Origin of the sequence: Enterococcus sp. CR-Ec1 (genome assembly GCF_002850555.1) — a bacterium.
Classification (GTDB): domain Bacteria; phylum Bacillota; class Bacilli; order Lactobacillales; family Enterococcaceae; genus Enterococcus_D; species Enterococcus_D entomosocium.
The window spans coordinates 3612244-3624712 of record NZ_CP025223.1 but is presented as its reverse complement, the minus strand read 5'-3'; the positions used below and the strand labels follow the sequence as shown (position 1 = coordinate 3624712).

Below are 12469 nucleotides of genomic sequence, written 5' to 3'. Positions count from 1 at the left end.
ATTGACAAGTAAAATAATAATTAATATACTTAATTAATAATATTAATGAAAGGTGGTTTTCATCCTTTGGACATGCGGGAAAGAATCTATTCGGGAGATTTATTTTTAGATAATTGCCAAGGATTAGATATTGAAAGACAAGATGCAAAAGAAAGAATGCTGAAGTATAATAGTTTACTCCCAAAAGACAAGAATAAAAAGGATCAATTGAAAACTGAAATATTTGGAAAAGAAACAAATGCCCACATAGAGAACCCATTTCACTTCACTTATGGTACCAATATCGAGTTGGGCGATCATTGTTATATTAATTATAATTGTAATTTTATTGATGATGGTAAGATTATAATTGGAAGCGGTGTTATGTTTGGAGCAAATGTAACAATAGCAACTGTTGGACACCCTATTAATCCTGATTTCAGAAAATTTATGTATACTGAGCCAGTCGTTATTAAGGATAATTGCTGGATCGGTGCAGGTGTAGTGATTAATCCAGGAGTTGTTATCGGCGAAAACACTGTGATCGGATCTGGTAGTGTCGTTGTAAAAGATATTCCGGATAATAGCGTGGCTGTTGGAAACCCTTGTAAAGCAATTAGAAACATTAGTCAGGAAGATTTGCAATACTACAGAAAAAACAAGCCAATAGACCTTGCAGAGTTAAAGCAAGTTGAGGAAACGAATCAAAATACGTAAGCATAAGAGAGAAGAGGAAGTAGAATGATAAAATTAGTAATTACAGATCTAGATGGTACTTTTTTAAATAGCAAAGGTGATTTTGACCATGAGTATTATACTGATGTCTCAAAGAAAATGCAGAAAAAAGAGGTTGTTTTTGCCGCATGTACAGGCAAACAATGTGAGCGAGTAGAAGAGCTATTTGGACCAGAATTGTCAAAAAATGTGTGGATTTTAGGCGATAGTGCTACTCGAATCAAGCATAATGGAAAATATGTCTATGAATCATTGTTACCAAATCATATCGGTAGAAATATTATAAAAAAACTTGAAGAAATCGCTTCAGATCATATTATAATTGCATGTACACCAACAGCAGCGTTTATCAAAGAATCAACACCAGACAAGGAAGCTCAGATGGTGCGAGGATCCTATGCAGTGGTGAAAAAAACATCTGATTTAAGTGAAATAACAGAGGATTTTGTTAAGATTACTATTTTTGATCCTAAATTACGATGTTTAGAAAGCGTGAAAGAGTTAGAAGCATTTAAAGATCAAGCATATATTGTTGCTTCTGAAGCTGCATGGATAGACATTTCTAACTACAATGTTCATAAGGGAACAACAGTGATGGAGTTACAAAAAAAATTAAATATATCAAAAGAAGAAACAATCGTTTTTGGTGATGGGTATAATGATTTAGAATTATTTGCTCAAGCTGGAATTAGTTTTGCTATGGAAAATGCATTCGACGAGGTGAAAAGTCGAGCAGATTTCATAACAAAAAATAATAACGAAAACGGTGTACTAAGAGCCATAGAAAAACTTATTTAGTTAATACTCTCAGAGAAAAAAGGCAATTGATAAAATTTATCTATTCAAGTATGTATAAAAATGATACAAGAATCATTTAGAGAGTGATTCTTGTATCATTTAATCAATTATTGACTATGAAATGAATCAATAGTTTGAAAAGCAAAGTATTGCTATAGAGTCTAACTGATTGACTGTAAGGAACACAATTAGACTAACTACATATGAAGATAGTGGTGAAGTAAACGTTGATTTGTAGAACGTGTTTTTTTTGTTTATTTAGTTAAACATCTTTATTAATTTTGTTAATAAGGATATAATTGTTATCATGCCTAGTTTGAGGAAGGAGTAAGTAATTTGAAAAAAAAGATAGCAATACTGTCTTTATCTACGGTAACAGGCTCAGCCACAGCGATAACAACTATACTACCCCTAATGATGCTATTCTTCTTTGACCAAAGTACAGCTAGAGTGGAGACCTTGGTTACAGTCTCAAGTATTAGTGCGGTTATAACAATTCTACTAAATGGTTATATTTGTAAAATGATAGGTATAAAAAAAACGATTGTTACGGGTTTGATTATAGGAGCTCTCTTTGGTGTTTTTCCCTTATTTATAAACGACTACTACGGAATTCTTGTTTGTCGAATACTATTAGGCATCGGCATTGGGTTATATTCTCCACATGCAATTTCACTAATTTCTTTTTTTTATAAGGGATCTGAAAGATCGAAACTTCTTGGAATGCAGATGGGAATAGGTGCATTGGGCAATGCAATTTTGTTATCAATATCTGGTTGGTTGGCTTCACTTGGCTGGCAATTCTCCTTTTTGGTCTATATTTTATTAGCCATCATAGCTGTGCTCATATGGTTTTTTGTTCCAGAAGTCAATTTAACACAATCTACTGAGGAGATATCGAACAAGAGGTTAGGTAGCAAGGTTTGGTTCTATCTTATTTTGTGTTTATTGACGTTTATAATTATTTGGGGAGTGCAGCTGAAAATTCCTTCTTATTTGATTGATAACGGGATCAAATCCACCGAAAAAGCAGGAAGCCTACTGAGTATTATGAATATTGCTGGAATGCTCGCGGGTTTTTCTTTCGGATTTATATTCTCAAAATTGCGTCGATTCCTTCTTCCGTTAGGTTACTTGGGCGCGGCAGGCTCTGTTTTAGGCTTGGTATATTCAAATACGTGGGTAAGCATATTCCTATTTGCCGTCTTGTTTAATTTTATCTATTCATTTACTGGACCCTCAATAACTGTAATTTTGAATCAATTGGCAAAGAACGAGCAAATAACGCGAGTAAATTCGTTGCTTACCATGACAACAATAGTTAGCTCATTCGCAGCACCCTTTATTTGGAATCCGTTACCCGGACTCTTGGGATTGTCAGAAAACGCTCAAAATTCTTTATTATTTATGATTATATCTTTGTTGATCTTAGGAGTTATTTTAATTGTGCGGAGTATACTTATGAAAAGTGATCATAGCTAGATTTGAGGTAGAATTATGGATCCTATTATAGAAAAACGACTGAAATTGATAAACACCTTTGAAAACAATCAATTAAGAATTCTTTTATTTAGAAAGTCCGTCCGTTCTTGCGGTGAAGAATTATTTTTAGGAAAAGATGTATTTTTTCTGAGTGGGTCGAATATAACAATTGGAGAGAACGTAATAGTTATGGATAATGTATGTTTTCTTGATTTTGATACTATCAATATTGGAAATAATGTGCTAATTGGTGAGGGAGTCACTATCTATCCTGGCGTAACAGTGAGGGACAATATCATTCTAAATCCGTTCACGGTAGTTAAAAAATCAATTTTCTAAAATTAAGTTAGTAAATATAGTTATAATTTTGAAAAAGGGAATTGAGAGGAGAAATTATGAAAAAAGATTTTGATTACGAACAAATGCTTAGTGGTGAATTATATATAGCATCAAATATATTTCCAGAAAATAATTCAAGTCACGGAAAAAAAATCGCACAGAAAATTAATGAGCTACCTATTGATAGAAAAGAGGATATCGTTCGATTAGAAAGAGAATTGTTTGGCAAATCGGGCGAAAATATTTATGTAAATCCCCCTTTTCATGTGGATTATGGTAGACATATTGAGATCGGTAACAACTTCTATGCGAATATGGATTGTATTTTTTTAGATGTGAACAAAATTATTATAGGAGATAACGTCATGGTAGGTCCGCGTGTAAGTTTTTATACGGCAGGACACCCGATTGATGCGGAAGTTAGAAATACTGATTTAGAGTTTGGCTTGCCGATTCATATTGAAAGTAATGTTTGGATTGGTGGAAATGCGGTGATACTTCCTGGAGTAACTATTGGGGAAAATTCGATTATTGCAGCAGGATCGGTAGTAACGAAAGATGTTCCTGCAAACACTATTGTTGGTGGAAATCCTGCTAGAGTAATTAGAGAAATAAATGAAGCAGATAAAGAGCTTTGGACCAGAAAATCAAAAGAATATCACTTAAAAAAATTTAATTTTCAATAGGCGTTGTTTGATTGATTAGTATAAAAGTTTGTGTGAAAGTAATTGTTTTTATACTATTTTATCGATGTTCTGAATTCATCCGAATACTAATTATTGAAGGTAAAAAGTAATTAAGAGATGACGTAATTAAATTTTGGTTTTGATAAAGTTTACATTGCATAAATAATAGCTTGATAATAATAGATGGGAAATTGATATGTGTAAAGAAGATTTCAGAAATTGATTAATTTCTGAAATCTTCTTTTTATATACAATAACTATGATCGATCATACTGTTTCGTGTCCATTAAATCGTAAATAAATCATTTTATGAGTAGTGGAACAATTCTTTAAAGGGTCAGAAACTTAAAAGTTTTTGACCTTTTTTCCTAAAGAACTCTTCAAACGTTTAGTCTGGAGACATAATTTATCGTTTCAAGAGCTTTAATTGCTTCAAAAACAAATCCGCTTGTTTGCAGTATAATTTTAGCTATTATTTTCTAACTAGCACTAAACTTTCTTCGAGCATGCTATTATAATCAATTTTCGTAGTAGAAAGTCTTGTATTTATATTGTTAAAAAATGTATTGACAATTTATATACAATTAAATTATATTTAATTGACCTTCTGGCTTAACACTCAATTTAGAAGGATAATGTTTAGGGAGAGAGAATAGTGCAGGGAAAGAAGAATTATTTTAGAAAAGGGATTGTTGGTAGCGTCATCATTCTATTGACGGCTATTGTGATACCATCTACAATAGCTGTTGCTGAAAGTATCGGGGAAATAGATTCAAAATATATGGACTCTGAATATCCTTATTTAGTTGATTCTGAGGAACAAGTAGCTAGCCCTCAAGAGCCAACAGAAATTATAGAGGAAAGAACGGAAAATGAAGTCGTTTTAGACAATCATGATGGTACTTTCACAAAGAAAATCTATCAAGAACCCATTTATACAGAAGCTGAAAACAGCGGAAAGTTAGAGGAGGTACAGACCAATCTAATAATAGAAGATGGGGTTATTCAACCAGATAATGTGACAATACCAACAACGTTTCTTCCAAAAATGGAAAAAGGATTGTATCAGATTGTAGGAGACGGGAGCGAGAAGATCTCCTTTTCATTTAAAGGCGCTTCAGGAGTAGCCAAAGAAAGTAAAGAACAAACGAGTGAAAAGAATCAATTAATAGCAGATTCTTCAGGAGAGGTAATTGAAGATAGCTCAGCAGCAAACAGCCAGATGCATACGCAAGAAACAATAAATGATCAGGAAGAAGAACAAGAAAAAATATATGGTGAAGAAGTATCAATCGTCACAGAAGATCGGGATGTTGAAATTTCTGAAAACGAAGCTCTTTACAAAAATGTTTTGCCAGAAATTGATTTTCGTCAAATGGTGTTTAATCAGTCAGTAAAAGAAGATTTAATCATCCATAGTGTAAACGATTACCATAGTTATTATTTTGAAATCGAAACATCATTAAATCCAAAGGTAGAGGATACTGGAGAAGTAACATTTCGAACGAAAGACAACAAATTTATTTATGAGATTCCTCGGCCGACAATGACGGATTCAAATTTTGATGAGCAATTGGGGTCAGGCATATCAAATGAAAGTAATTATTTTGAAGTGATTCCGTTAACAAAAAACTTGTATCAGCTTGTACTTCGAGTAGATAGTGATTGGATTCAGTCCACGGAACGAGTATTTCCCATTTATATTGATCCAAGTATTACTTATAACAAGCTGCAAGATGCCAATGCTAGACAAGCGAATGGAGGTACAAACTATAGCGGAGCAAGTTTATGGCGCCCACAATTGAAAGCACACACTTTATGGGTAGGAAAATATCAAGATACACAAGCTAACCAAGCTTATTTTAAAACAGATATGAGCAAGATTAATCAAGCAACCATTCAAAAAGCGCAGTTTAAAGTATATAATATTTGGCATTCATATGATAACTTATCTAACGAGCTTTCTCTAAATGCTGTTAATCAAAATTGGGACCCCAAAAAAATTACCTGGAACAACAAACCTTCGCACACTTATATAACTAAAACAAATGTAAAAAAAGCTCAGTGGGCTACTTTTGATGTCACAACACTTGTTCAAGAATGGTCAACTGGAAAGCGAGTTAATTATGGGATCAGCTTAACTACTAAGAATCAAGATGATCATTGGAAACAAGTAGTTGCAGCAGAAAATAGTACGAATATTCCATATTTTGAGATTACTTATGCATATAATAAACCAGTAAAGCCTACTGTCAAAGGTATAGCACATGATAATCAGAAAACTGGACATTTAGAAATAAGTTGGCCAAAGATAAACGGTGCAACAAGTTATCAGATTATCTTATCAAGTGGAAAAGAAAATTTAGCGTTTCCTGTTGGTAATGTCACTTCTTTTTCAACTAAAGGGAAAGGGATTTTTCCCACTGATAAAGAAATTGCGGAAGGGATTTCTCGCTACCACACAGATGGAAAAGGGACTGATTTAGCTCTTGATCCGAGAGAATTTTATGAAAACGTAGATGCAGAAGGAGCTGCAAATAGTCTAAAAGGAATATCAGGATATGATGTGAGAGTTGCTGCAGTCTACCCTGGAGGTATTAGTCCTCAATCTGATTATGTACGTACCTATCTTCCAATAGGAGCACCCAAAGGACCCATTGCAAAAGCCTATAGTAATTTAACTGAAGAAAATAGTGGGTATGTTCAGTTAAGTTGGGAAGAGGTTCCTTTGGCGGATAGTTATGAAGTATTAGTTTTTAACGGAAAAGATTATCAAACTTTCGATGTAGGAAATACATTAACTTGGACAACACAAGGAAAAGGTATTTGGCCAACCAACGAAGAAATTGCTGTAGGAAAGTACCAACTTCATACCGATGGTAAAGGTTCCGAGTTAGCCAAAGATCCACGACCAGTGTATAAGAATGCCGGAACACAATATGCGGCGAAGACAAATTATTGGTTTCGAGTCAGAGGGTATCGTAAAGACAATAAACATGTAAAAAGTAATGACTCTGCAGCAGCAACACCAGTCATACCAGATAGTCAAGCAGATAAGCTTGGGATGACAGATTTTTGGACAAGTATTCCAGTTCGCGGTGGTCAAATCAATGCAGTAAATGGAAACTTGTTGTTAACGGAGGAAGATTTTAACCTAGAAGGTCGCGGAATCTCGATTGGCTTAAGTCGTACATTTAATAGTTTTGATCAAGAAATCGGCTTGTTTGGGAAAGGTTGGTCTTCAACTTTTGAAGAAAGGCTGATCGATCATGTAGAAAAAAATGAAATCTACTGGTTGGAATCTGATGGTAAGCAGCATGTCTTCAAGAAAAAAGGAGAGATTTATCACGCACCTCCTGGACTTTTTTCTGAAATCAAAAAAGAAGCTGATGGAACCTTTACAAAAACCGAAGAAGACAAGACAAAGACCTTGTATTCTAAGACAGGAAAAATAGTCAAAGAAATTGATAAGAACCAAAATACGACGGCGTATACCTATGATGCGACAGATCGGTTAGTAACAATCAAAGACGCTAGTGGCCGAGAAGTAACCCTAACGTACGCAAAAGACGCTTCATTGGTTGAGAAAGTTCAATTACCTGGGGACAAGCTCCTTTCCTTTCGGTATGATGATGACGGAAAATTGATTGAATCCAAAACAGCGCGAGGGAAAACCTACGGTTACGGTTACAATGACCAACAACAGTTAACGTCACTCTTTGAACCCAAGCATACTAAAGAAAATCCGCAAGAAACCCGATATGTGTATGACGAAAACAAACTTCAAGAGATTATTGATCCAGTACAAAAGAAAACCCAGTTGGCTTACAATCCTAGCGAACATGTGACCACAGTAACAAATGAACGGGGCAAGAAAACAGCGTACTATTATTCGAAAGCTGGAAATCCAGAGAAGACGATAGAAGATATTGAGGGATTAAAATTAACTACTTCTTATCAATACGAGTCTAATAACTTAATGAAAGAAATCAATCCAAAAGGGCAAGCAGAAACGTATACTTACGATGGAGAAGGAAACATTCTTACCTTCACAGATGCGTATGGTACGGAGGCGTACGCATATAATAAGAACAACGATATTGTTACAGAAACAGATACAGAAAATCGTAAAACCACTACTGCATATGATGGAGCAGATGCATTATCAGAAACTATAAATGATGCAAGTACTTCCTCGTTCACAATGTATGATCGCTATGGGAATATCTTGAAAGAGAGTGCTTCTTTAGGAACGGGTGAAAATATGGTGAAAAATAGTGGGTTTGAATCCGGTAATACGGACAGTTGGTATCTTTCACAAGACAAAACCCGCGCCAAAGGTTCGATGAGTGTTGATACCAAAGAACGGGCACCTGGTTCGCTAAGCGGGAAATATGCAATCAAGATCCATTCGGAACCCGCAAATAGTGATCGAAAAACACATAGCAGTACGTCTATCGCCCAACGATTTGATGTCGAACCAAATACCACGTATACGCTCAGTGCAGACATCAAAACAGCTAATATGAAAGCTTCTCAAGCCTTTTTAGATGTATGGTTTATTAAATCAGATAACCAAACTGGTGATGGGTGGCGGAATAACCGAGAAACGGCAATCCAAGGCAATAGCGATTGGGTTCGAAGACAAGTTACTTTTACTACCACAAAAGAGACACGACGTATCGGCATTTATTTAAAAAATGAGCAATTGGCTAATGAAGCTGGCAGCGGCGATGCCTGGTTTGATAATGTGCAGCTGGAAAAGGGCAGCACACATACTGGATATAACCCAGTACTAAATAGTGGGTTAGAGGAAGCAACAGGGTTACAAGAAATTCAGCATTTCTCTCTTTCTGGAACGAAAACGAACTTGCAGTTATCAGATGAAGCTTTCTCTGGAGAACAAGGATTTGAAATGACAAGAAAAAGCGGAACAGAAGGGAATGGCTATATTGCCCAATACGTCTCATTAAATCAACAGAAAGCTGAACCAATCACTATTTCTGCTTTATCTAAAGCCAAAAATGTGCAAGCCGGGGATAAAAGTGCTGCCCATCAAGACTACTCACTGTGGGCAGATATTATCTATCAAGATGGATCGAAAGAATTAAGACATGAGAAATTTCCGACAGGTAATCAAGATTGGAACCGTGCGGCTATTGCCGTACAACCAAAACAGCCAATCAAAGAAGTCAAATTATTGTTTATGTTCCGAAATCAGATGACTGGTACTGCGTATTTTGACAATCTTCGTATCATGGAAGGGAGCAGGCTAACTGAAAGTGAGTACGATGTTGCTGGAAATTATGTGGTTGCTCAATATGATGAAGAACTTAGAAAAACAAGTTTTACCTATGATACATTTGGAAATCGTTTAAGTGAAACAGATGAAAAAGGACAGCAAAAGAATTTTCAATACGATAAAGACAATCAATTGGTAGTTACTCGATTGGCGAACGGGACAGAAGTGAAGTATACGTATGATGATAACGGGAATATAACGAAACGAGAGATTGTTGCGAATGGCATAGCTCAAAGCCATGGGTATAGTTACGATGCTGATGATAAAACAACCTTGTATCAGGATCCATTAGGTCGCAAGATTTCTTATGAATATGATGCCAGCGGGAATGAAATTGGTGTGAACATGCCCAACGGTAATCAGATTAAGAATGAATATGATTCGGCAGACCGTCAAACAAAAGTTTTGTGGGGGGCTACTCCTGCTTATAGCTTTCAATATGATCCTAATGGGAATCAAACTAAGGTTACAGATCATCTCAATCAAGTAGTAACTGATAAAATATATGACGATGCAAATCGAATCACTAAGGTTCAAGAGCGCGGGGGAACCATCAGTTATCAGTACAAAGACAAGCCAACAAAAGATAATAAAGGAAAGACAGATAAAGTAGCCGATGTCACCATAAATAAGGGAGCGTATTCGAGCAAAGTTAGCTATGAGTACAATGCGTTGGATCAAAACACTAGTGTTAGTGATGGCGACAACAAGTATAGATTTGATTATGACGAGTTTGGAAATAAAACGCTCTACACCGCAGGAAATGGTTCTATGTCAAACTTTAGTTATGATCAAACGAATAAACTTACAGAAGTAGCAATCGGAACTAAAAACCATATTCAAGTGTTAAAAGAGAGCTACGCGTATGATGCGACAAGTAATCGGACAAGTATCGTGCATACAGATGGGAAAAAGACAACATACAGTTACGATTCCACTAATCAATTGACTAAAGAAGTCTTATCTAACGGAGAAGTACGGTCTTACACTTACGATGGATTTGGTAACCGAACAAGTGTAACTATCAACAACGCAACTCATCAAGCAGCTTTTAATGCCGGAAACCAGTTGATTAGCTTCAATGGTCAAGCACTAACCTATAATGCAAATGGGAATCGTCTAAGTGATGAAAAATATAACTACGCTTGGGATCAAGCGGATCGCTTGGTAGGGGTGACGAAAAAGGGAGAAAACCAACCATTTATCACATACACTTACGACGAGGACAACCGACGATTGTCTAAGAAGGTTAATGGACAGATAACAAACTACCATTATGATGGTGATAGCATTGATGTGCTGTATGAAACAGATACGAATGGGCAAGTTTTACGTCATTATATCTACTCTGATGACAATATTCGCTTAGCTATGAAGAGTGGGAAAAACACGGTATACTATCATTACAATGGGCATGGTGATGTGGTTGCATTGACGGACGAAAACGGCCAGCAAGTAGCCAGTTACACTTACGATGCGTGGGGAAACGTTCTAACCAGTGAAGCAAAAACGGAACTAGCGAAAAGCAATCCTTATGGTTATGCCGGATATACGTACGATGCTGAAATCCAACAGTATTATTTAATGGCACGGTATTATCATCCGGCACATGGAGTTTTTACCTCTCTTGATCCTGATCCAGGGGACGAAGATGATCCATTGACCATGAATGGATATACTTACGCGGACAATAATCCGGTGATGTATGTTGACCCTAATGGGCATTTTGCGATTGTAGCTGGTCTAGGGATTTATATAAGTGCAAAAGTGATTTTTACTGGTGTAACTATGTTAGCTGGAGCAGGCATAGGTTATTATTTGGCGAAAAAACGACCTTACAGCAAAAATAAAAGAACTACTAAGCAGGTTCCACCAAAAGGACAGCGAGGGTACAGAGGAAGAAATAGAATAAAAACTCAAGTGAAAAATGGTAGAACACACCAGAAAAGAATTTATGATGAAAAGGGGAATCCACGTGTTGATATCGATTACAATAACCACGGTAATCCTAAACGACATCCCCATGTACCACATAAGCATATATGGAGAAAAGGTATTAGAGATAAAAAAGGTATAAAGATTCCAAAGCATACTAGAAAATAATAATCATAATGAAGGAGATGGTATAGTTATGTGGATTAATATAACTGATACAAAAGATATTAATTTAATTGTTGAAGATTATGACAACTTCCATGATGCTATTATCGAAAAAGTAAAATTTGTTTCTGGAATGAAAGTAGACGATGCAGGAAGTATAGTATTCGGAAGTGGCATAGATGATTTTTTTTTTAAAGATTCAAAATTGATCATGATAATTAGCTCACAATCTAATAATTCTAAAATAATCTTTAAGTTTGAAGAGTTATTAGATTTTAAATATCATTTTTCATCAAAATTAGATAACATTTTATATGATGCAACTCTTGATTATAGAGGATATAGATTTCACTTTAAAACAGATTTGTTTGATATTACAGCAAAAAAATTGCTATATAAATTTCAAGATTGAAATTTGTATCATAAAATAAATCTACCCGTCGATCGGGAGGATTTGTTTACACATTAATCTGAGGTATCCAAACGACTCATACATTTTTAGTGTGATGGCGATAACATTGATGTGCTGTATGAAACAGATACGAATAGGCAATTTGTCACATACAATTACGATGAGAACAACCGAAACTTCTCTAGGAAGGTTAATGGACAGATAGCGAACTACCGTTATGAAGGTGATGGCAAAAGAGAGAGTTCAGAAAATGATTAATTTCTGAGCGCTCTCTTTATATACAATAATTGAGATCAATTACTTTTTTTATGTCCATAGAATTGTAAAGTACTTATTTTTATTTTGAAAAATTATTTTACAATTAATTGAACAATCTTTAATTAGGTCAGAAACTTAAAAGTTTTTGATCCTTTTTCTATATCCAAATGTTTAAGAATAAAATATAATGATAAATTATATCATTATAGAAATTATCTAGTAATATTCTGTTATTTCATACACCTATGAAAATTATGATTTAAAATCAATGAGAATATAGTGTAAGCTAATTCATGTAAGGATAAAGTATGCATACAAACTTACATAAAAAGTATCAAAAACCTTCGTTTTTTAGAATAAATATTCGTTATGTATTCT

At 35.0% G+C, this 12469-nt stretch carries 7 protein-coding genes; all 7 read left to right on the top strand.

Features of this window, described 5'->3' with window-relative positions; genetic code table 11:
• Positions 1–72: 72 nt before the first annotated feature.
• The 7 genes from CXM95_RS19155 to CXM95_RS17370 all read left to right on the top strand — a co-directional run bounded on the left by CXM95_RS19155 (position 73) and on the right by CXM95_RS17370 (position 11833).
• On the top strand, positions 73–696 hold the full coding sequence (locus CXM95_RS19155) for a sugar O-acetyltransferase (RefSeq protein WP_324847127.1): 624 nt from the start codon (positions 73–75) through the stop codon (positions 694–696).
• Positions 697–720: 24 nt separating this feature from the next.
• Positions 721–1512 (top strand): Cof-type HAD-IIB family hydrolase, encoded by a 792-nt coding sequence (locus tag CXM95_RS17395; RefSeq protein WP_101699505.1) that lies wholly within the window; start codon positions 721–723, stop codon positions 1510–1512.
• 336 nt (positions 1513–1848) lie between these two features.
• A complete protein-coding gene (locus CXM95_RS17390; RefSeq protein ID WP_101699504.1) occupies positions 1849–2994 on the top strand; it encodes an MFS transporter in 1146 nt (381 codons plus the stop codon).
• 15 nt (positions 2995–3009) lie between these two features.
• Entirely contained in the window at positions 3010–3333 is a 324-nt protein-coding gene (locus tag CXM95_RS17385) for a hypothetical protein (protein ID WP_101699503.1), read from the top strand.
• A 56-nt stretch (positions 3334–3389) separates the two neighbouring features.
• The gene (locus CXM95_RS17380; RefSeq protein WP_101699502.1) at positions 3390–4019 is read left to right on the top strand and encodes a sugar O-acetyltransferase; all 630 of its coding nucleotides are present in this window, start codon (positions 3390–3392) and stop codon (positions 4017–4019) included.
• A gap of 655 nt (positions 4020–4674) precedes the next feature.
• Positions 4675–11424, top strand: a complete 6750-nt coding sequence (locus CXM95_RS17375) for a DNRLRE domain-containing protein (RefSeq protein ID WP_101699501.1) — start codon at positions 4675–4677, stop codon at positions 11422–11424.
• 28 nt (positions 11425–11452) lie between these two features.
• Positions 11453–11833, top strand: a complete 381-nt coding sequence (locus CXM95_RS17370) for a hypothetical protein (RefSeq protein ID WP_101699500.1) — start codon at positions 11453–11455, stop codon at positions 11831–11833.
• Positions 11834–12469 lie beyond the last annotated feature (636 nt).